21 protein-coding genes are annotated in these 21,350 nt (G+C 66.8%); 8 read left to right on the top strand and 13 right to left on the bottom strand.

Going from position 1 to position 21,350, the window contains the following annotated elements; translation table 11 throughout:
- Positions 1-112 precede the first annotated feature (112 nt).
- Positions 113-2,398, top strand: a complete 2,286-nt coding sequence (locus THIARS_RS17035) for a UvrD-helicase domain-containing protein (protein WP_094161924.1) — start codon at positions 113-115, stop codon at positions 2,396-2,398.
- A 93-nt stretch (positions 2,399-2,491) separates the two neighbouring features.
- On the opposite strand, the gene THIARS_RS17030 is transcribed toward THIARS_RS17035, so the two are convergent.
- From THIARS_RS17030 to THIARS_RS17005, 6 genes are all read right to left on the bottom strand, one after another.
- Entirely contained in the window at positions 2,492-2,998 is a 507-nt protein-coding gene (locus THIARS_RS17030) for a TPM domain-containing protein (protein ID WP_094162220.1), read from the bottom strand.
- A 2-nt stretch (positions 2,999-3,000) separates the two neighbouring features.
- Complete coding sequence (locus THIARS_RS17025; protein WP_094161923.1) at positions 3,001-3,885, bottom strand: TPM domain-containing protein; 885 nt, start codon at positions 3,883-3,885, stop codon at positions 3,001-3,003.
- Between the two features lie 25 nt (positions 3,886-3,910).
- Positions 3,911-4,534 carry a LemA family protein gene (locus tag THIARS_RS17020; RefSeq protein WP_094161922.1) on the bottom strand — a complete coding sequence of 208 codons (624 nt, stop codon included), beginning with the start codon at positions 4,532-4,534 and terminating at the stop codon, positions 3,911-3,913.
- A gap of 67 nt (positions 4,535-4,601) precedes the next feature.
- Positions 4,602-5,417, bottom strand: coding sequence for a BPSS1780 family membrane protein (locus tag THIARS_RS17015; protein WP_094161921.1), 816 nt, complete (start codon positions 5,415-5,417; stop codon positions 4,602-4,604).
- Between the two features lie 60 nt (positions 5,418-5,477).
- Positions 5,478-6,440: a homoserine kinase gene (locus THIARS_RS17010; RefSeq protein ID WP_094161920.1), complete on the bottom strand. Its 963-nt coding sequence runs from the start codon at positions 6,438-6,440 to the stop codon at positions 5,478-5,480.
- 88 nt (positions 6,441-6,528) lie between these two features.
- Positions 6,529-6,897, bottom strand: coding sequence for a hypothetical protein (locus THIARS_RS17005; protein ID WP_186436731.1), 369 nt, complete (start codon positions 6,895-6,897; stop codon positions 6,529-6,531).
- Positions 6,898-6,981: 84 nt separating this feature from the next.
- Between THIARS_RS17005 and polA the strand changes: the two genes are divergently transcribed.
- Complete coding sequence (gene polA, locus THIARS_RS17000; RefSeq protein WP_094161919.1) at positions 6,982-9,780, top strand: DNA polymerase I; 2,799 nt, start codon at positions 6,982-6,984, stop codon at positions 9,778-9,780.
- An 83-nt stretch (positions 9,781-9,863) separates the two neighbouring features.
- A complete protein-coding gene (locus THIARS_RS16995; RefSeq protein ID WP_094161918.1) occupies positions 9,864-10,838 on the top strand; it encodes a dienelactone hydrolase family protein in 975 nt (324 codons plus the stop codon).
- A gap of 51 nt (positions 10,839-10,889) precedes the next feature.
- Here THIARS_RS16995 and THIARS_RS16990 read toward each other — a convergent pair whose 3' ends face one another.
- The 4 genes from THIARS_RS16990 to THIARS_RS16975 form a co-directional block, all read right to left on the bottom strand.
- Positions 10,890-11,324: a universal stress protein gene (locus tag THIARS_RS16990; RefSeq protein WP_094161917.1), complete on the bottom strand. Its 435-nt coding sequence runs from the start codon at positions 11,322-11,324 to the stop codon at positions 10,890-10,892.
- A 68-nt stretch (positions 11,325-11,392) separates the two neighbouring features.
- Complete coding sequence (locus THIARS_RS16985) at positions 11,393-11,827, bottom strand: universal stress protein (protein ID WP_094161916.1); 435 nt, start codon at positions 11,825-11,827, stop codon at positions 11,393-11,395.
- A gap of 149 nt (positions 11,828-11,976) precedes the next feature.
- Positions 11,977-12,837 (bottom strand): sulfurtransferase, encoded by an 861-nt coding sequence (locus tag THIARS_RS16980; RefSeq protein WP_094161915.1) that lies wholly within the window; start codon positions 12,835-12,837, stop codon positions 11,977-11,979.
- An 81-nt stretch (positions 12,838-12,918) separates the two neighbouring features.
- Positions 12,919-14,028, bottom strand: coding sequence for an aromatic ring-hydroxylating oxygenase subunit alpha (locus THIARS_RS16975; RefSeq protein ID WP_094162219.1), 1,110 nt, complete (start codon positions 14,026-14,028; stop codon positions 12,919-12,921).
- Positions 14,029-14,215: 187 nt separating this feature from the next.
- Here THIARS_RS16975 and THIARS_RS16970 point away from each other — a divergent pair, with 187 nt between their 5' ends.
- From THIARS_RS16970 to folE2, 4 genes are all read left to right on the top strand, one after another.
- Positions 14,216-14,476 (top strand): exodeoxyribonuclease VII small subunit, encoded by a 261-nt coding sequence (locus THIARS_RS16970; protein ID WP_094161914.1) that lies wholly within the window; start codon positions 14,216-14,218, stop codon positions 14,474-14,476.
- Complete coding sequence (locus tag THIARS_RS16965; RefSeq protein ID WP_245845963.1) at positions 14,448-15,482, top strand: polyprenyl synthetase family protein; 1,035 nt, start codon at positions 14,448-14,450, stop codon at positions 15,480-15,482. The genes THIARS_RS16970 and THIARS_RS16965 overlap by 29 nt, the downstream gene beginning before the upstream one ends.
- Before the next feature lie 2 nt (positions 15,483-15,484).
- The gene (gene dxs / locus THIARS_RS16960; RefSeq protein ID WP_094161913.1) at positions 15,485-17,398 is read left to right on the top strand and encodes a 1-deoxy-D-xylulose-5-phosphate synthase; all 1,914 of its coding nucleotides are present in this window, start codon (positions 15,485-15,487) and stop codon (positions 17,396-17,398) included.
- A gap of 151 nt (positions 17,399-17,549) precedes the next feature.
- The gene (folE2, locus tag THIARS_RS16955; protein WP_094162217.1) at positions 17,550-18,341 is read left to right on the top strand and encodes a GTP cyclohydrolase FolE2; all 792 of its coding nucleotides are present in this window, start codon (positions 17,550-17,552) and stop codon (positions 18,339-18,341) included.
- Between the two features lie 61 nt (positions 18,342-18,402).
- On the opposite strand, the gene THIARS_RS16950 is transcribed toward folE2, so the two are convergent.
- Together THIARS_RS16950 and rpsU are read right to left on the bottom strand one after the other, a co-directional pair.
- Complete coding sequence (locus THIARS_RS16950) at positions 18,403-18,858, bottom strand: GatB/YqeY domain-containing protein (RefSeq protein ID WP_094161912.1); 456 nt, start codon at positions 18,856-18,858, stop codon at positions 18,403-18,405.
- Between the two features lie 127 nt (positions 18,859-18,985).
- Positions 18,986-19,198 carry a 30S ribosomal protein S21 gene (rpsU, locus tag THIARS_RS16945; RefSeq protein WP_094161911.1) on the bottom strand — a complete coding sequence of 71 codons (213 nt, stop codon included), beginning with the start codon at positions 19,196-19,198 and terminating at the stop codon, positions 18,986-18,988.
- Positions 19,199-19,375: 177 nt separating this feature from the next.
- On the opposite strand from rpsU, the gene tsaD reads away from it, so the two are divergent.
- Entirely contained in the window at positions 19,376-20,455 is a 1,080-nt protein-coding gene (gene tsaD / locus THIARS_RS16940; protein ID WP_094161910.1) for a tRNA (adenosine(37)-N6)-threonylcarbamoyltransferase complex transferase subunit TsaD, read from the top strand.
- 24 nt (positions 20,456-20,479) lie between these two features.
- Here tsaD and THIARS_RS16935 read toward each other — a convergent pair whose 3' ends face one another.
- The gene (locus THIARS_RS16935) at positions 20,480-21,247 is read right to left on the bottom strand and encodes a metallophosphoesterase (protein WP_094162216.1); all 768 of its coding nucleotides are present in this window, start codon (positions 21,245-21,247) and stop codon (positions 20,480-20,482) included.
- Positions 21,248-21,350 lie beyond the last annotated feature (103 nt).

Here is a 21,350-nt window from a genome sequence, read left to right as displayed (position 1 = left end):
TTTTCACAACCCGGCCGGGCCGTCCCCGGGGTTTTCCTGGCACGCGCAGCAGGGCTGCGGCGCGACCCGCGCCGCAGGCGCCCGGAAGCGGGGCGGCACCTAGAATGCGGTCATGTCCGATCTGCTGGCCAACCTCAATCCCGAACAGCTTGCCGCCGTCACGCTGCCCGCCGAAAACGCTCTCATCCTGGCCGGTGCGGGCAGCGGCAAGACCCGGGTGCTCACCACCCGCATCGCCTGGCTGATCGGCACCGGCCAGGCGTCGCCGGCGGGGATCCTGGCCGTCACGTTCACCAACAAGGCGGCCAAGGAGATGCTCACCCGGCTGTCGGCCATGCTGCCCATGCCGGTGCGTGGCATGTGGGTGGGAACCTTCCACGGCCTGTGCAACCGTTTTCTGCGCGCGCACTGGAAGGTGGCGGCCCTGCCGCAGACCTTCCAGATCCTGGACACGCAGGACCAGCTTTCCGCCGTCAAGCGCCTGCTCAAGGGCCTCAATGTGGACGAGCAGCGCGCGCCGCCGAAACAGGTGCAGTGGTTCATCAACGGCTGCAAGGAGCAGGGCCTGCGGGCCAAGGACTGCGAGGTGCGCGATGCCCAGAGCCGGTTGATGGCCGAGATCTACGCCGCCTACGAGGCGCAATGCCAGCGCGAGGGCGTGGCCGATTTCGCCGAGCTGCTGCTGCGCACCTACGAGGTGCTGCGCGACCACGCCGAGATCCGCCAGCATTACCGCGCCCGCTTTCGCCATATCCTGATCGACGAGTTCCAGGACACCAACCGCCTGCAATACCAGTGGCTCAAGCTGCTGGCCGGACCCAACGAGGCGCAGCCCTCGGCCGTGCTGGCCGTGGGGGACGACGACCAGAGCATCTACGCTTTCCGCGGTGCCAACGTCGGCAATATGGACGACTACCAGCGCGAGTTCCATGTGCACCATCTCATCAAGCTGGAGCACAACTACCGCTCGCACGCCAACATCCTGCAAACCGCCAACGCCCTCATCGCCCACAATGCGCGGCGCCTGGGCAAGAACCTGCGCACCGAGGCCGGCGCCGGCGAGCCGGTGCGGGTCATCGAGCAGCCGACCGACCAGCAGGAGGCGCTGTGGCTGGTGGAGGAAATCCGCCTGTTGCTGCGCGACGGCTATGCGCGCGACCAGATCGCGCTGCTGTACCGCTCCAACGCACAGTCGCGCGTGATCGAGGGCGCGCTGTTCAACGCCGCCATTCCCTACCGCGTGTACGGCGGGATGCGGTTTTTCGAGCGCGCCGAGATCAAGCACGCATTGGCCTATCTGCGTCTGCTCGACAACCCGCACGACGACACGGCCTTTCTGCGCGTGGTGAATTTTCCCCCACGCGGCATCGGCGCGCGCACGCTGGAGCAGTTGCAGGACGCTGCCCGCCTGCGCCAGGTGCCGCTGGCCGACGCCATCTCCGCGCTCGGCGGCCGCGGCGCCGCCAGCCTGCAGGCCTTCGTCGACATGCTGGGCCGCGCCCGTGTGGAGTGCGCCGCGATGTCGCTGCCGGACCTGGTGCGGCACGCGCTCGACGTTTCGGGCCTGCTGGAACATTACCGCGCCGAACGCGACGGCCAGGACCGTGTGGAGAACCTCGAGGAGCTCATCAACGCCGCCACCGCCTTCGTCACGCAGGAAGGTTTCGGCCTGGACGCCGAGGCCCTGCGCGAGCAGGCGCTGTCCGAGCAGGCGCTGCAGAACCTGCAGGCGGTCGACCCGGCCACCGGTGAAACCCTGTCGCCCTTGACGGCGTTTCTCACCCATGCCGCGCTGGAGGCCGGGGACAACCAGGCCCAGGCCGGACAGGACGCGGTGCAGATGATGACCGTGCATGCGGCCAAGGGCCTGGAGTTCGACGTCGTGTTCATCACCGGCCTGGAAGAGGGGCTGTTCCCGCACGAGAACGCGATGAACGAGGCCGACGGGGTGGAGGAAGAGCGGCGGCTGATGTACGTGGCCATCACGCGCGCGCGCAAGCGCCTGTACCTGAGCCACGCGCAAAGCCGCATCCTGCACGGGCAGACGCGCTACAACCTGCGTAGCCGGTTCTTCGACGAGTTGCCCGAGGACACGCTGAAGTGGCTGTCGCCGAAGGCCGGCGCGGGCGGCTTCGGCGGCGCGTACAGGCCGACCCTGCGCGCCGCGTGGAACGCCGCGCCCGCCGCGCCCGCGGTGCCCTTCACGCCGGCGGTGCAGGCCTCGGCGCCGCCGCATGGCTTGCGCGTCGGCCAGTCGGTGTTCCACACCAAGTTCGGCGAGGGCGTCATCCTCACGCTCGAAGGCCAGGGTACGGATGCGCGCGCCCAGGTGCGCTTCCATCGCCATGGCCCCAAGTGGCTGGCGCTCAACATCGCCAAGCTCACACCGGTGAACTGAGCGGGCGCGCGGCTTGTCGGCAACCGGCAAGCATGCCGGGGTGGGCCCTTCGCCGTGTCCAAGCCCGCGCAGGCAGGCTTGGAGCCGCACGGCTCAGCGTTTGACGACGACGGGCCAGTCGCTGAGTTCGTTGCGCTGCGCGCCGTCCCGTGCGGGGGCATGTTCGGCGAGCAGCTTGCTCACGTCGTCCACCCCTTGCAGGATGGCATCGAGATGGCGCGACTGGCGCAGATGCCGCTCCATGCCGCGGCACACCGCCTGCCATGATTCGGGGGCGACGCGCGCGGCGATGCCGCGGTCGGCGACGATTTCCACCGCATGCTCGGCCAGCAACAGGTAGATCAGGACGCCATCGTTGCGTTCGGTATCCCACACACGCAGCGAGGAGAACAGGGCTATGGCCTGTTGGCGCGGCGTGACGCCGCGCCAGAGTTCGGGCCAGTCCAGCGCGCCCTCGATGGCGACGCGGATTTCCCCGCCGTGCCGGCCCTCGGCGGCGTGGATGGCGTTGGCGATGACCTGCATCGCCTGGCGCGGAAACAACATGTGGACCCGCGCCGTGGGATAGAGCGTGTGGCGGAACAGGCGCTGGAGGGCCATGCTCACCATCTCCCGGAAGCGCCGCCGCCGCCGAATCCGCCCCCGCCGCCGGAAAACCCGCCGCCCCCTCGGCCGCCGCCGAATCCTCCGCCGCCGAAACCCCCGCCCAAGCCACCGGGTCCGCCGAAGCGCATGCCGCTGAACACCGCGAAGAAGGCCAGCAGCGCCGCAAGCCCGGCGAGCAGGCCGGAGCCGATCAGCAGCCAGCCGGCGAAACCGGCCACGGCTGCGGATGCGCCTGCGCCCAGCAGGCGGCCCAGTGCCGCGCGCAAGGCCTGGCCCACGACCACCGCGCCGAACACGATGAACAGGGCCAGCTCCAGCGGCGGGCCATGCGTTTGCGCGGTTTTCTGGCTGGGGGCGGGGGGCAGGGATTCGCCGTCGATGATGCGCATGATCTGCGCGGTGCCAGCGCCGATCCCGCCGGCGAAATCGCCCGCCTGAAAGCGCGGAACGATGACCTCGGCGACGATGCGCTTGGCCACTGCGTCGGGGATGGCGCCCTCCAGCCCGTAGCCCACTTCGATGCGCACGGCGCGGTCGTCCTTGGCCACGAGCAACAGCACGCCGTCATCCACACCCTTGCGGCCGAGCTTCCAGGCGTCGGTGACGCGGATGGAATATTGCTCGATGGTTTCGGGCCGGGTGGTCGGCACGATGAGCACGGCGACCTGGCTCCCCTTGCGGGCGGCGAAGGCTTGCAGTTGCTGGTCGAGTTCCTGCACCTGGGCCGCGGTCAGGGTGCCGGTGAGATCGGTGACGGGGGCGGTGAGCGCCGGCACGGCGACGAGCGCCCACGCCGGCAGCCACGCGCAGCAGGCCAGCAGCAGGCCGATGAGCCCGTGCCGCGTCGATCGGCTTGAAGGCCGTCTCGCGATGCGTTTCATCGGCTTGTGCCGCGGGGGGCTGCGCTCAACGCGACGCGGCAGGCCGGGGTACTGGCGCGGCCGTGCCGAAGTCCACCTTGGGCGGCGCGGCAATGGCTTTCTCGTTCTCCACCGTGAAGCTGGGCTTGGTCTTGTAGCCCAGGGCCATGGCGGTCAGATTGCTGGGGAACTGGCGCACGGTGCCGTTGTAGGCCTGCACCGCCTCGATGTAGCGCATGCGTGCCACGGCGATGCGGTTCTCGGTGCCCTCGAGCTGCGCCTGCAGGTCGCGGAACGAGGCATCGGCCTTGAGTTGCGGATAATTCTCGGACACCGCGAGCAGGCGAGACAGCGCGCCGGTCATCTGCTGCTGCGCGGCCTGGAATTTGGCGAAGGCCTCCGGGTCGTTCACCAGTTCGGGCGTGGCCTGGATCTGCCCGACCGAAGCGCGCGCTTCGGTGACTGCGGTCAGGACGTCTTTCTCGTGGCTGGCATAGCCCTTGACCGTGGCGACCAGGTTGGGCACCAGGTCGGCCCGGCGCTGGTACTGGTTGAGCACCTCGGCCCACGAGGCCTTGACCTGTTCGTCTTCGCGCTGCAGCGCGTTGTAGCCGCAGCCGCTGAGGGCGGCGGTGAGCAAGAGCAGAGTTGCCAGGAGCAAGCGTCGCATGGTGGGCCTCGTCGGTCGGAATGCACGGTGACAGTCCGAAGCATACGGTGTCCGGATGTATCGCCGCTCAGGGCTTCGCGTCCGGCGACGTGTGGGCGGGGATGACGCCTCCCGTTTCGCGCTCGGGCAGCAGGCTGCGCGCGCTGGCGTAGAAGGACATGATGAAGGCCAGGAACATCAGCAGCGCCACCGGCAGGCTCAGGAACATGGCCGTCTCCACGTTGGCGCTCATGGCCCGCGCGAGGGTGGAAACCAGCAGCGGCACGGTGGCGAACAGCAGGAACCACTGGATCAGATAGAGCACGAAAGCGCCCAGATTGCGCAGCACGATGACGAAGCTGGTGAACAGCGCCTGCATCGGCCCCATGCCATGCCAGCTCACCAGGGGCGGAGCGAACCAAAATGCCATCGACACCGGGATGTAGCAGACCGTCGCCAGCAGGGCCGCACCGCGCAGAAGGCCGCTTTTCACCACCCCGCTGCTCGGTTCCGTGCCGAACATCAGCATGCGTAACAGCGCGCCGCCGTCCACCAGCGCGGCGATGGCGAGCACGCCCACCACGGCCGCGGCGTACAGCATCCCCAGAGCCAGCAGGGCATGCACGCGCGGCCGGCTCTCGCGCAGCCCGGCCAGCAGCACGCTGGGCCAGACGGTGCGGCCGCGCTCGATGTGCCTGGATGCCGTCATGAAACCCACGGTGGCGATCTGCACCGCCAACAGCGGCACCAGCCCGCCCACCATCGGCAGCAGGGAGAACAGGCCGACCGCGAAGATGTAGCTGCCCATCATCAGCAGCACGCTCCAGGGCTGGCGCAGCAGCCAGACGAAACCCTGTTTGACCCAACTCAGACCCTCGCGGGCGGGGACGGTGCGTAATTGCATGGTGGGCGGACGGTGGGGGAGTGATGCAGAGGAAGAGAGAAGAACGCAGCCGGGGGCCGTTCAGGCGAAGGCGAACAGGTTCTGTTCGGCGTCGACCCGCTGGCGCAGCACACGCTCGAAATGCGCGGGATCGTGCGGGGTCAGCAGGTGGGCGTCGCGCGGCAGGTGATAGTCGGCCAGGCGCGAGGTCCAGAAACGCAGCGCGGCGGCGCGCAGGGCGTCCGGCAGCAGGGCGCGTTCATCGGCCTGCAGGGGCCGCTCCCGCTGGTAGGCGTCGAGCAGGGCGCGGGTGCGGGCGGATTCCAGCGCGCCGCTCGGCGGATCGATGCACCAGTCGTTGAGCGCGACGGCGAGGTCGAAGATCCAGCTGTCCACGCCGGCGAAATACCAGTCGAACACGCCGGTGAGCCGATCGTTCTCGAACAGTGCGTTGTCGCGGAACAGGTCGGCGTGGACCGCGCCGCGCGGCAGCCCGGCATGGGCGCTCGTGGCGGCCAGGGCGGTCTGGTGCGCCAGTTCGTTGACGATCAGCGCGCGCTGACCGGCGCTCATATAGGGAAGCACGCGCGGGATGGTCTGCTGCTGCCACGCCAGGCCGCGCAGATTCGGCTGCTGCAGGGGATAGTCGCGCGCGGCCAGATGCATGCGGGCCAGGCAGCGGCCGATCTGCGCGCAATGCGACGCCGCCGGCTGCATCACGCTATGACCGGGAAGACGGGTCACCAGCGCGGCGGGCTTGTCCTTGATCCGGTGCAGGATATGGCCCTCGCGGTCGGCCATCGGGTCGGGGACCGGAATGGCGTGCGCGGCCAGATGGTGCATGAGCCGCAGGTAGAACGGCAGCTGCTCGGCGCTCAGGCGCTCGAACAGGGTGAGCACGAAGCGCCCTCGTGTCGTCGTCACGAAGTAATTGGTGTTCTCGATGCCGCTGGCGATGCCTTGCAGCTCGCAGAGCGTGCCCAGGTCGAAGCGGGCCAGAAAGGCCTCGACCTCGCTCGCGTCGAGTGGGGTGAAGACAGCCATGGGGATGCGATTCAGAGGGGGGGCGCCTGCCAGTGGGCGCCAGACGACGAGGCGCGCGCGAACCCGGGTCCGCGCGCGGGGTGACGGTTCATCGGAAGGTGCCGAGGGTCCACTGCATGCGGCCCTGCATATGGGCGGGATCGGTGCTGGACGAGACGTCGGGCGGCACGATGCTGTAGCTGGGCCCGCCGTGCAGGGGTTGCACGTGGATTGCGGTGGTGGCGCCTCGCACTTGCTGTTCCCGGATGCGCACCGCGCGGTCCTGTATCACCCGGTTGCGCACCACGGGTTCAGGAAACGTCGGCTTGGGCTGGGTGTCGGCCAGGCGTGCCGCGGGCGGCAAGCCGCTGCGCGGGGAGGAACTGGCTGGGGCCGGGAGCTGGGCCCGGGCCGAGGCGCAAGCCAGCCCGAGCCAGAGGACCAGGGCGGAGCGCGCGGCGATCTGTGTGGGTTTCATGGCGCCGATTTTAACGGTCGGCCATGGCCATGCTCCACGGCACGGGGTCGGCGGGCGCGCGCGGCGGCAACCGATAATCCCGCCATGACCGACCATCCCGACTTTCCCCCCACGCTGCTGCTGGTGGATGGCTCCAGCTATCTCTACCGCGCGTTTCACGCCATGCCCGACCTGCGCGGCCCGCAGGGCGAGCCCACCGGGGCGCTCTACGGCATGGTGGCGATGCTGCGGCGCCTGCGCGAGCAGTATCCGCCGTCCAAGGGCTACCGCTACTGCGCCTGCGTATTCGACGCCAAGGGCCCCACGTTCCGCGACGCGTTGTATGCCGACTACAAGGCGCACCGGGCGCCGATGCCCGAGGATCTGGTGCAGCAGATCGATCCGATTCACGAAGCCGTGCGCCTGATGGGCTGGCCGCTGCTCGAGGTTCCGGGGGTCGAGGCGGACGATGTGATCGGAACCCTTGCGGTGCGTGCGCACGCCAAAGGCATCCGCACCCTGGTCTCCACCGGCGACAAGGATCTGGCGCAACTGGTGAACGACCACATCACCCTGGTCAACACGATGAGCAACGAGATCCAGGACGAGGCTGGCGTGCTGGCCAAGTTCGGCGTGCCGCCCGCGCGCATCGTCGACTATCTCACGCTGGTCGGGGATGCCGTCGACAACGTGCCAGGCGTGAGCAAGGTCGGGCCGAAAACCGCGGTGAAATGGCTGACCGCGTATGGCTCGCTGGAGGGCATCATCGCCCACGCGGGGGACATTTCCGGTGCGGTGGGCCAGAGCCTGCGCGACGCGCTCGAATGGCTGCCCACCGCGCGCGCGCTGGTGACCATCTCGACGGATTGCGACCTGGACGGCTACGCGCAGGATTTCGACGCCGACCTGACCCCGGCCGCGGAAGATGCCGCCAGGCTCGCGCCCTTTTTCGCCCGCTACGGACTGAAGAAATTCCTGCACGAGCTGCAGGCCAGGCAGCCCGCGGCGCAGGCTTCTCTCTTGCCGACCGGGGCGACGCAGCAAGGCGCCGAAACGTCGGCCGGTTCCGACCCTCCGGCTCCTCGCATCGCTTCGCTGGCGGGGACCTACGAAACCGTGCTGACCTGGGCGCAGTTCGACACCTGGCTGGCCCGCATCGATGCCGCCGAACTCACCGCGCTCGACACCGAGACCGATTCGCTCGACCCCATGCGCGCGCATCTGGTGGGTGTCTCGCTGTGCGTGGAACCGGGCCAGGCCGCCTACATTCCGCTGGCCCACCGCTACCCCGGGGTTGCGCCGCAGCTGCCGCGCGACGCGGTGCTGGAGCGGCTCAGGCCCTGGCTGGAGCGCGCGGACAAGCCCAAGCTGGGCCAGAACAGCAAGTACGACCGGCATGTGCTGGCCAATTGCGGCATCGACGTGCGCGGCTATGCGCACGACACCCTGCTGCAAAGCTATGTGCTGGAAGCCCACAAGCCGCACAGCCTCGACAGCCTGGTGTCGCGCCACCTCGAGCGTGACGACACGCTGAGCTACGAACAGGTGTGCGGCAAGGGCGCCAAGGCCATCACCTTCGACCAGGTGGCGCTGGACGTGGCCACCCGCTACAGCGGGGAGGATGCCGACCTGTGCCTGCAAGTGCATCGCAAGCTGTGGCCGGGCATTCAGGCCGACCAGGGCCTCGGCCGCATCTACGCGCTGGAAATGCAGGTCAGCGAGGTGTTGCAGCGCATGGAGCGGACCGGGGTGCTGGTCGATGGCGATGCGCTGCGCCGGCAAAGCGCCGAACTGGGCAAGCAGATCGCCGCGCTCGAGGCACGGGCCTACGAACTGGCCGGCGGGCCCTTCAACCTCGGCAGCCCCAAGCAGATCGGCGAGATCCTGTTCGACAGGCTGCAATTGCCGGTGCAGAAAAAAACGGCCGGAGGGGCCCCCTCGACCGACGAGGAGGTGCTGGAGAAGCTGGCCGAGGACTACCCGCTGCCGCGCGTCATCCTGGAACATCGTGGGCTGTCCAAGCTCAAGAGCACCTACACCGAGAAGCTGCCGCAGATGATCAATCCGGCCACCGGCCGGGTGCATACCAACTACGCCCAGGCCGTCGCCGTGACGGGGCGGTTGGCGTCGAACGACCCCAATCTGCAGAACATCCCGGTGCGCACGCCGGAAGGACGGCGCATCCGCGAGGCCTTCATTGCCCCCAGGGGCTGGGTCATCGCCTCGGCCGACTACTCGCAGATCGAACTGCGCATCATGGCCCATCTCTCGCAGGATTCCGGCCTCCTGAAGGCCTTCGCGCAGGGGGAGGACATCCACCGCGCCACCGCGGCCGAGATTTTCGGCGTCACACCGCTGGAGGTGAATGCCGATCAGCGCCGCATGGCCAAGGTCATCAACTTCGGCCTGATCTACGGCATGAGCGCCTTCGGCCTGGCCCGCAACCTGGGGCTCGAGCGCAGCGCGGCGCAGCTCTACATCGACCGCTACTTCGCACGCTACCCGGGCGTGGCGCAATACATGGAGCGCACCCGCGCCCAGGCCAAGGCCCAGGGCTATGTGGAAACCGTGTTCGGGCGCAGGCTCTGGCTACCGGAGGTCAACTCACCCAACGGGCCGCGTCGCGCCGGCGCCGAGCGCGCCGCGATCAACGCGCCGATGCAGGGCACTGCGGCCGATCTCATCAAGATGGCGATGATTGCCGTCGACAGGGAGCTGGCGCAAAAGCGTCTCGGCGCCCGCGTGGTGATGCAGGTGCACGACGAACTCGTGCTCGAAGTTCCGCAGGACGAGATCTTCTGGGTGCGCGAGCATATTCCGCGCCTCATGGCGAGCGTCGCCAGCCTGAAGGTGCCGCTGGTGGCCGAATTGGGGCTGGGCGCCAACTGGGAGCTGGCGCATTGAGTGTGGCTGGCGCCTGACCGCGCGCTTGACACGTCTGACAACAATTGGTGACACTGCGATGCCATCCAGGCCGGGAGACGAGCATGTGGAACGCCGATTTGCAGAGCGAATGGAATAGTCTGACGCGCAGCGGCCCGGATCCGGGTTTTTCGAGACGCGACTTCGTGCGTACGGCGCTGGGTGTGGGGTTTGCCGCCGCCGCCGGGCCTGTCGTGGCGCAAACGGCCATCGAGACAAGCAGCGAAGGATTGCTGGTGGGGGATGTGCAGGTCGATTCGGCCGGGCAGAAGATCCCGGTGTACCGCGCGCAGCCCAAGGGCAAGTCCGATTTACCGGTGGTTCTCGTCGTTTCGGAAATTTTCGGGGTGCACGCGTACATCGCCGACGTGGCGCGCCGTTTCGCGCACCAGGGCTACCTGGCCCTGGCCCCCGACTTGTTCGTGCGGCAGGGCGACCCCATGGCGTACGGCAGCATCGCCGAGGTCATGAGCCAGATCATCGCCAAGGTGCCCGACGCGCAGGTGATGCAGGATCTGGACGCCTGCCGCACCTGGGCGCAGACGAACGGCGGCAGGGCAGGGCATGTCGGCGTCACGGGCTTTTGCTGGGGCGGGCGCATCGTCTGGCTGTACTGCGCGCATGCCCCGGTGCAGGCCGGCGTGGCGTGGTACGGCAGGCTGGTGGGCCATACGGGTCCGCTGACGCCGCGCAACCCGATCGACGTGGCCAAGGATCTCAAGGCTCCCGTGCTGGGACTCTATGGCGGCAAGGACCCCGGCATCACGCTCGAATCCATCGCGCAGATGCGCAACGCCCTGGCCGGGGGAGACGCGGCGGCCAGGGCCTCGGACATCGTGGTGTATCCCGAGGCCGGGCATGGTTTCCATGCCGACTACCGTCCGAGCTACAACGCCGAGGCCGCGAAGGACGGTTGGGCGCGGACGCTGGCCTGGCTGCACAAACATGAGGTGGTGGCGCTTGAAGCCGAATTCCCGCCCCAGGACGGCACCTGTGCCGGACTTCCCGGTTTGCTGGGTGCGCCGCCCGGGGACGGTTGAGCGGACTTCGTGCGGCGTCCTGCGCAGCGCAGGACAAGCCCGGTCTCGGCTTCAGCGCACGACCAGAACCGGAACCTTGGTGTGCGACAGCACGCGCGCCGTCTGGCTGCCGAGCAGGGCCGACGTCAGGCCGCCGCGGCCATGCGAGGACATGACGATGAGGTCGCAATGTTCGCGCTCGGCGACGGCCAGCAGGCCGCGCCAGGCGAGGGTGTCTTCCTGCACGGCCGTATTGCAGGGTATGCCCGCCGCCTTGGCGGCGTCGGCCACCTTCTGCACCGCGGCGTCGGCCTGGGCGCGAATGGCTTCCTGCCAGCCCTCGATGCCGGTGGGCATGACCTCGATCGCCCCGATGTAGGGATACAGATCGATCACGGACGCCGCGGTCACGCGCGCGCCATTCAGCTTGGCCTGCTCCAGGGCGATCGGCAGGGCTCGGTCGGAAAGCTCGGAACCGTCTGTGGCGATGAGGACATGCTTGAACATGGTGGTCTCCAGGAAAGTGGTCGGGAAGCTTGGCGGGCGGTGTTCAGGAGCGGCCTCATGCTCCGGGATCAGCGCACCACCAGGACCGGCAGGTGGGAGTGGGTCAGCAGCTTCTGGGTTTCGCTGCCGAGCAGCAGCGACTGCATGCCGCGTCGGCCATGCGAGGCCATCACCACCAGATCGCAGGATTTTTCCTGGGCGACTTCCAGCATGGCTTTCCAGGGGTGGATGTTTTCGGAGACCACGCAGTCGCAGGCCAGGCCGGCCGCCTTGCAGGCATCGACCAGGGGCGACAGCGCAGCCTCGGCCGCCTTGGTCACGCTCACGCGGTATTCGTCTGCCGTGATGGGAACGGACTCGGCCAGGCCCGAATAGGGGTAGGGGTCGGTCACCGTGACGCCAACAAGGGCGGCACCGCATTGTTTGGCCAGTTGCACGGCTGGGGCAATCGCCTTGGCGGCCGTCGCAGAGCCGTCCGTCGGAACCAGAATCTTGTTGTACATGGCATCCTCCTCGTTCGGTGAAAGATCAAAACATGCCGATATATTGCAGCGCGCGGTCGTCGCGCGGTTTGATCTGGTGCAAACTTCCCGCCTTTGGGCGCCGGCATCCCGCATCGAGGCCCGGCAGGCCAGACGCCCGCTGCCGAAAACTACGACGACGCTTCGCAAACCATCGGGCGCGCGGGGTCCGCGCACCATTCGCTCCACGACCCCGGATAAAGCAGCGAGCCGTCCAGCCCCGCATGCTCCAGTGCCAGGATGTTGTGGCAGGCCGAGACTCCCGAACCGCACTGGTTCACCACCTCTTGAGGTTTGCGCTTGCCAAGAATGGCCAACCATTCCGTGCGCAATTCGTCGGCGGATTTGAAGCGGCCGTCGTCCCTCAGGTTGTCGCGGTAGAAGCGGCACACGGCGCCCGGAATATGGCCGGCTTTCGGATCCAGGGTTTCGCCTTCGCCGCGGTAGCGCTGCGGCGAGCGGGCGTCGATCACGAGGCGCTGGCGGTGTTGCAGATTGCCGAGCACGTCGTCCACCTGGACGAAGCGCACCAGGCTGGGCTTGACGGCGAAGTCGCCGCGCGGGCGCGCGGCAGGGGTTTCGGTCTGGCTCGCGCCCCCTGCTTCCAGCCAGGCTTGCCAACCGCCGTCGAGCACGGCGACCGGCGCATGCCCCAGCCAGCGCAGCAGCCACCACAGGCGTGCCGCGTAGGTGCCCTGGCTGCGGTCGTAGGCGACGACCTGCTGCCCCTGGCGCAGACCCATGGCCGCCAGTTGCGCGGCCAGCTCGGCGGGGTCCGGCAAGGGGTGCCGGCCATTGCGCCCGTTCGGCGCGGAGGAGAGGTGCGTGTCCAGATGCAGGTGGACCGCGCCCGGGATATGGCCGGCTGTGTAGTTTTGCAGCCCGGCGCGGGGATCGGTGAGTTCGTGACTGCAGTCGGCCACGAAGGCGGCAGACAGACCGCGTTGCAGCTGTTCGGCGGAAATGAGCGTGGTGTAAGGTGTCGTCGGCATGGCGGGGAGGGAGAAGAAAACGGGGGCCGGGCGCATCGATTATGCCCCGGCCCCCGTGCCATGGACCACCTTGGGTCCGTCTCAGCCTGCGGGCATGTTCAGCTTGCGCCGGTACCACTCGTGGAAGTGCAGCATGCCATCCTCCATCGGCGACTGGTAAGGGCCGGCCTGGTCGTCACCGCGTTCCATGAGGGCGCGGCGGCCGGCGTCCATGCGCAAGGCGATCTCATCGTCCTCGATGCAAGTCTCCATGTAGGCGGCACGCTCGGCTTCGATGAAGTCGCGTTCGAAGGCGGCGATTTCCTCGGGGTAGTAGAACTCGACCACGTTGAGGGTCTTCTGCGGCCCTTGCGGATACAGCGCCGATACCACGAGCACATGCGGATACCACTCCACCATGACGTTCGGGTAGAGCGTGAGCCAGATGGCACCGTGTTCGGGCAGGACGCCCTGGCGAAAGTTGAGCACGGCCTCGTGCCATTTCGCATAGACCTTGCTGCCGGCTTTGCGCAAGGCATTGTTGATGCCGACGGTTTGCACGCTGAACGCATCGCCGAACTGCCACGCGAGATTGTCGCAGCTGACGAACTGGCCGAGCCCGGGGTGGAAAGGGCCGACGTGGTAGTCCTCCAGGTACACCTCGATGAAGGTCTTCCAGTTGTAGTCGCAGACATGCTGCTCCACGTGGTCGAGCACGAAGCCGCTGAAATCGAACGCGGCTTCGTGCTGCAGTCCCCGCAGCGCCTGGGCGACGTCGAAGCCGTTGCGCTCGAACAGCAGGCCGTTCCAGTTCTGGGGCTGCGCATAGCGCTGCAGGTTCAGGCAAGGGTCGTCATCGAAATGCGGGGCGCCGATCAATTCGCCGTCGAGCCGGTAGGTCCAGCGGTGCAGGGGGCAGACGATGTTGTGCCCGGTGCGGCCGCGGCCCTTGAGCATCACGGCCTGCCGATGCCGGCAGACGTTGGAGATGAGGTCGATGCCAGTCGCATTGCGCACCAGCGCGCGGCCTTCGCCTTCCTGCGGCAGGGCGTAGTAGTCCCCCGGGTTGGCGACGGCAAGCGCGTGCCCGAGGTAGCGCGGCCCTTCATCGAAGATGAGTTGTTTCTCCTTCGCATACAGCTCAGCGTCAAAATATGCCGTCACCGGCAGTTGGGTTTTGCTCGGGGCCAGATGCACACTCAAATCCGACATGATGGGCTTGAAATCTCCTGAAAAATCAAACAAATAAACGCAGGCCGATTCTAGACCGACCTTGGCGCGACGGGGATACTGGGGACGGGGGGTATCTTCCCCGGCTCTGTCGATAAAATCAAGCGTTCGATCCCATTTCACCGGCCTCGCCATCCCGGCAAGGCCCCGGCGACATCGCCGCTCCCTCATGAATGCAAGCACGCGCAAGCAAACCCCGGCCGACACCCAGCCCGCCAGTTACGAGCAGGCCACCGCGGAGCTGGAACAACTGGTCCAGCAACTCGAGTCCGGGCAGATGAGCCTGGACGACACGCTCAAGTCCTACCAGCGCGGCGCGACACTGCTGCGCTATTGCCGCGAGAAATTGCAGGCGGTCGAGCAGCAAATCCAGATCCTGGATGGCACCGAACTCAAGCCTTATGCAAGCGACCGCCAAGCAGGCAACTGACGCGATGCCGGTGGACGGTGCATCGTCGCCCAGCCAAGCCGCCGTGCCGCAGCATCGCCGGGCGGCGCATTCGTCACCGGCCGGCAGCGAACACGACTTCGACGCCTGGGTCGCCGCTCGCACCGCGCGTATCCAGGCGCTGATCGGCCAGCATCTTCCTTTGCAGCCGGCGGCCAGTGCGGCGCTGGCCGAGGCGATGCACCATGCCGCAGCACTGGGTGGCAAACGCATGCGGCCGCTTCTTCTGTGGGCGGCTGGCGAGTGTTTCGACGCGGATCCGGAGGCCATGGATGCTGCGGCCTGCGCGGTCGAGTTGATGCATGCGTATTCCCTCGTGCACGACGATCTGCCCTGCATGGATAACGACGTTTTGCGCCGCGGCCAGCCCACGACGCACGTGAAATTCGGCGAGGCCATGGCTTTGCTGGCTGGCGACGCCTTGCAAACACGCGCTTTCGAGGTGCTCACGGCGAATCCCGGCATTCCTGCGCAGACTCAAGCGCGCCTGTGCGGCTTGCTCGCAGGGGCCTCCGGCGCCGCGGGCATGGCCGGCGGCCAGGCCCTGGATCTTGCGGCCACCGGCCATGCGCTGGGGGTCGATGCCCTCAGCGACATGCACCGGCGCAAGACCGGGGCCTTGCTCAAGGCGAGTCTGCTGATGGGGCTGGCCTGCCGCCAACCCGGCAGCGTCGCCCCGAGCGACGAGCTGCGGGACGCCGAAATCATGGGCCGCTACGCCGATGCCATCGGCCTGGCCTTCCAGGTGGTCGACGACGTGCTCGATGCGAGCGCCGATTCGACCACGCTGGGCAAGACAGCGGGGAAAGATGCGCGGCAAGCCAAGGCCACTTTTGTGACGCTTCTGGGCCTGCACGCGGCGCAGGACTGGGCGCAGCGTCTGCTCGCGGACGCGCTGGCGGCCTTGGATGGACTGCCACCGGAGCGACGTCCGAGGGCGCAGCGGCTGGCCGAACTGGCGCGGCGTATCGTGAGCCGGAGCCATTGATCATGGACCTGCTCGGACGCATCCAAGATCCTCACGACCTGCGTCGGCTCAAAGCCGAGCAGCTTCCCCAGCTCGCGCAGCAGTTGCGCCAGTTCATTCTCGACACGGTGTCGCGCACGGGCGGCCACCTCTCGTCGAATCTGGGCACGGTGGAACTCACCGTGGCCTTGCATTACGTGTTCGACACTCCGCACGACCGCCTGGTCTGGGACGTCGGGCATCAGACCTACGCGCACAAGATTCTCACCGGGCGGCGCGAGCGCATGGGTTCGCTGCGCCAGTACGGAGGCATTTCAGGTTTCCCGCGCCGCGAGGAATCGCCGTACGACACCTTCGGCACGGCGCACTCGTCCACTTCGATCTCGGCGGCGCTGGGCATGGCCCTGGCAGCGCAGGCCAAGGGCGAGCGGCGCAAGGTCGTGGCGGTGATCGGCGACGGCGCGATGACGGGGGGCATGGCCTTCGAGGCCATGAACAACGCAGGCGTGCACCCCGAAGCGGATCTGCTCGTGGTGCTCAATGACAACGACATGTCGATTTCCGCACCGGTGGGCGCGCTCAACCGCTATCTGGCGCGCCTGCTGTCCGGGCGTTTCTATGCCAGTGCACGCGACGCTGCCAAGCAGGTTCTGAAGGCCGCTCCGCCGCCCTTGTTCGAGCTGGCGCGCCGCATCGAGGAGCATGCCAAGGGCCTGGTGGCGCCAGGGACGCTGTTCGAGGAATTCGGTTTCGACTACGTTGGCCCCATCGACGGGCACGATCTGCACGCCCTGATCCCGACGCTTGAGAACCTGCGCGAGCGCACCGGCCCCCGCCTGCTGCATGTCGTGACGAAGAAGGGGTATGGCTACAAGCTTGCCGAGGCCGACCCCATCACCTATCACGGCCCGGGCCGTTTCAACCCGGCCGAAGGCATCAAACCGCCGGCCGTGGCGCCCAAGCCGACCTACGCTCAGGTGTTCGGCCAGTGGCTGTGCGACATGGCGCGGCAGGACGAACGCCTGACGGCCATCACCCCGGCCATGTGCGAGGGTTCGGGCCTGGTGGAGTTCGCCAAGCTGTTCCCCCGGCGCTACCACGACGTGGGCATCGCCGAGCAGCACGCCGTGACCTTTGCCGCCGGCCTGGCCTGCGAGGGCATGAAGCCCGTGGTGGCCATTTATTCCACCTTTCTGCAGCGGGCCTACGACCAGGTGATTCACGACGTGGCGATCCAGAATCTGCCCGTGCTGTTCGCGATTGACCGCGCCGGCGTGGTCGGCGCCGATGGCGCGACGCATACCGGGGCTTTCGATATCGCGGCCCTGCGCTGCCTGCCCAACTTCACGCTCATGGCACCGGCCGACGAGATGGAGTGCCGGCAAATGCTGTCCACCGGATTTTCTCTCGATGGGCCGGCCGCAGTGCGCTATCCGCGTGGGGCCGGGATTGGTGTGCGCGTCGATCGATCCTCGCTCGAGGCGCTGCCCGTCGGGGTGGCGTCGCTGCGTCGCGAATCGCGCGCGGCGACGGGCCGGCGCATTGCCATTCTGTCGTTCGGGCCCGTGCTTTATGCGGCCTTGCAGGCGGCGCAGACGCTGGATGCGACCGTGGTGAACATGCGCTTCATCAAGCCGCTGGATCTGGACATGCTGCGGCGCATGGCATTGAGCCACGACGCCCTGGTGACGGTGGAGGAGGGGACCGTGCTTGGCGGGGCGGGGTCGGCGTGCATGGAGGCTTTGCAATCCCTGGGCATGCAGATTCCCGTGTTGAACCTCGGCCTGCCCGATGCCTGGCTCGAGCATGGCGATCCGGCGCAGATCACAGCGCAGCTTGGTTTGGATGCAGCCGGCTTGCTGGACAGCATTCGCACGCGATTTCCCGGACTCGTCGGCGACCATCCCGATGCGCCACGGCGTGCGGCCAACGCATGATCGGCCATCGGTCCCCGGGCATGGGCGACTGGCGAGGCGGTGGTTTCGCCGGTAGCACCCCCTGGGCAGCGCCGGATTCCAGATGCCGCGATAATTCCGAACGAATCAGTCAACAATGTCCTTGTCCAGCATGATCCGGCAGGGCTCAACCATGAACAAGCCTTTCGAAGCCATTCCGGATATTCAGAGCGCGACGGACCATCGCCACATGGCGATTCAACGCGTCGGCGTCAAGAGTTTGCGTTACCCGCTGAGCGTGCGTACGGCAGACGGCGGCAGCCAGCCGACCGTGGCCGTGATCGATGCCGATGTCGCCCTCGCTGCGGAGAAGAAGGGCACGCATATGTCCCGGTTCGTCGAAATTCTGGAGGGTGTCGACGCGCCCCTGGATCATGGCGGGCTGGTGGCCCTGGCTCAGGTCATGCTTCGGCGCCTGCAGGCCGATGCCGGACGGATCGAGTTTCGGTTTCCACTTTTCGTGCGCAAATCCGCTCCCGTCAGCGGTGTGCCGAGCTTGATGGATTACGAGGCGGGGTGGATCGCACAAGCGCAAGGCGGCGGCGTCCAAGTCACCGCGCGAGTCCAGGTTCCGGTCAAGGCGCTATGTCCCTGCTCGAAGGAAATCTCCGACTATGGCGCGCACAACCAGCGCTCGCACATCACCATCACGGCTCAGCTCAAGGAGCCGGTGCCGTTCGAGCAGCTCATCCGCATGGCCGAGGAGGAAGCTTCCTGCGAGCTATGGGGCCTGCTCAAGCGCCCGGACGAAAAGTACGTGACGGAGCACGCATACGAGAATCCGAAGTTCGTCGAGGACCTCGTGCGCGATGTGGCGGCGCGGGTGCAGCGGGATGCCCGTATCGGCAGCTATGTCGTGGAAGCCGAGAATTTCGAATCCATCCACAACCATTCCGCCTACGCCCGCATCGAGGGGGCGGGCTGAGCGGCCGGGCGTCAAGTCCAGAGGCTTGCGTTTTCTGCCTCTTTGCCCCTGGGTTGGCTGGCTACTGAGGCGTCGCCAGCAGGGCTTTGGCGCGTGCGGAAGCCTGCCCCATGTCGGCGCGGCCGGCCAGGCGCGCCTTGAGCGGGCCCATGACCCTGCCCAGGTCTTGCGGCGTTCTGGCCTGGACCTCGGCGATGACGGCTCGAATTTCACGGTCGAGTTCCTCGCCGGCGAGCCGGGCGGGGAGGTAGGGTTCGAGAACGAGAATTTCCGCCTTTTCCTTGTCGGCGAGGTCATGTCTGCCGCCGGCTTCGAACTGACCGATGGCATCGCGACGTTGCTTGATCATCTTGTCGATGATCGAGACGACGCCGGAATCGTCCAATTCCACCCGCTCGTCAACCTCCTTCTGCTTGATGGCGGCCATCAGCATGCGGATGGTGCCGAGGCGATCCGCATCCTTGGCACGCATGGCGGCCTTCATGTCGTCTTGAACACGGGTTTTCAGATTGGTCATGGCAAAAAGCCCGCAGCCTTTGGGGGCTGCGGGCGGAATTCTGGGCGACGTGAAAATGGCGGGTATGAACTCGGGGCACAGGTCTGAACCGACCCATGCTGCAACTGCATACCCGGAGCGATTTGGCTCAGTACAGGCGCTTGGGCAGCATGTGGCTGCGAATGCGCTTGTAGTGGCGTTTGATGGCGGCGGCTTTCTTGCGCTTGCGCTCGGCCGTCGGCTTTTCGTAGAACTGACGCGCGCGCAGGTCGGTCAGCAAGCCGAGTTTTTCAATCGTGCGCTTGAAGCGGCGCAGCGCTACATCGAAGGGTTCATTTTCTTTGATGCGAATCGTGGTCATTGCAAACAACTACCTTTCAGCAAAGCCCGAGCAAATCTCGGCTGGATTGGACAAAATTAACTTGCGAAGTATAACGTCTCGGACGAGACTTCGGTGCGAATGAAGCGGCCTGGACGCCGCAAATCACGAACACGGAACAATACGAGTCTTGAAAACAACCATCAGGCCCATCATTCCATGCGAACCTCCATCTGCATTCTCGGTCTGGAAACCTCATGCGACGAGACTGGCATCGCGGTGTACGACAGCGAGCGGGGGTTGCTTGCCGACGCCTTGCATTCGCAGGTGGCGATGCACCAGGCCTATGGTGGCGTGGTGCCCGAACTCGCCTCGCGCGACCACATCGCGCGGACGCTTCCCTTGGTTGAACAAACCTTGGTTCGGGCCGGTTGCGGACTGGCGGACATTGACGCCGTCGCCTATACGCGCGGGCCGGGACTGGCGGGCGCCTTGCTGGTCGGTGCGGGGTTGGCTGCGGCGCTGGCCATGGCGGTCGATAAACCTCTCATCGGCATCCACCATCTGGAAGGCCATTTGCTGTCTCCCCTTTTATCCGATCCCGCGTTGAAATTTCCTTTCGTTGCGCTGTTGGTGTCGGGCGGGCACACCATGCTGCTCGATGTCGCGGCACTCGGCAACTATCGCCTGCTCGGAGAAACCGTGGACGACGCCGCAGGCGAAGCGTTCGACAAATCCGCCAAACTGCTGGGGCTTGGTTATCCGGGCGGCCCCGAACTGGCGCGCATGGCGGCCTTCGGCCATGCGGAGGCGTTTTCCCTGCCCAGGCCCAAGTTGCATAGCGGCGACCTCGATTTTTCCTTTGCCGGCTTGAAAACCGCGGTGCTGACGCGCGTCAACCAGTTGGGCGCCAACGTCTGCGAGCAAAGCCGTGCCGACCTCGCCGCGGCAACCCAGGAGGCGATCACGGATGTGCTGGTCAAGAAAGCCATGGACGCGATGCAACGGACCGGCAGGAGGGTTCTGGTGGTTGCGGGTGGCGTCGGCGCGAACCGCCGCCTGCGCGAGAAACTCGATGCATCATGTGCGAGCGCGGGGGTGCGGGTGCATTACCCCGCATTGCAATGGTGCACCGATAACGGGCCGATGATTGCCTACGCGGCGTGCCGCAGGATCGAAGCCGGACTGGCCCGTCCGCGCCGCAGTTATGCCTTCGACATCAAGCCGAGATGGGATTTATCGGAACTGGCCGAGGGCGAGACGTTCGAGGCCGGCGTGGAAGCGCCGGCTTCGGCCTGACCGCACCCTTGGGACGCCCCGTGATCAGACCTCCCAGACGCCCAGGGGTTTGAAGTCGTAATCCTCACCGCTGCTGGCATGCCCGCGGGAGTTGCAGATCACCCGCGAGGTGCCGACGGCGTAATCGTGCCGGCAGTGCAAGTGGCCATGGATCCACAAATGGCAGCGTTCGATCAGGTCGTCATAGGCATTGCAGAAGCTGGCTGTGGCGCCGTTGACTGGATAGCGCGCATCGGTGCTGCGCAGACTGGGGGCGAAGTGGGTGATGACGACGGTCTTGTCGTACTCGCCTGGCACGCTGGGCGGTGCTTGCAGCACGCCGGACAGCCAGGCTTTGTTGAGTAGTCCTTCCTGGCGCAGCGACTCGGCGTCCATCGGCATGCCGTGGCGCGTCGAGCGCTGGATTTCGTCGATGAAATAACGGGCGGCACGCATGCAGCGCTGGCGTTCGTCGGGGCCGAACAGATCGAAATCGTTCCAGAGCGTCGTGCCGACGAAGCGCACGCGTTGCGAGCCGAAGCGCATGACGATGCTTTCGCGCTCGAGCATGATGATGCCGTTGCGCTCGCAACGCTCGCGTAGCGCCAGGAGGGTGGCGTCGAAATCCTTGTTGTCGAATTCGTGGTTGCCCGCCACGAACAGGACCGGGACAGGCCACTCGGCGAATCGATCCAAGCCGGTGTGCTGTGCGTCAATATCGCCCGCCAGCACCAGCACGTCGGCTCCGGGTGCAGGCTGCGGCGAGAACGTTTCGGTTTCGAGGTGAAGGTCGGAGAGGAGTTGAAGGCGCATGGCGCGCATGTCGGGGACGAAGTAATCGAGCCAATGTAACTGCAAAATCCTGGCCAGGGCGCAAGATTGCGCCGGCTTGGCGTGAAATGCAGGGTTCGCGTGA

The sequence above is a fragment of the Thiomonas delicata genome (assembly GCF_900088825.1).
GTDB classification, from domain to species: Bacteria; Pseudomonadota; Gammaproteobacteria; order Burkholderiales; family Burkholderiaceae_C; genus Thiomonas_A; species Thiomonas_A delicata.
This window is presented reverse-complemented; position numbering and strand designations above follow the sequence as displayed.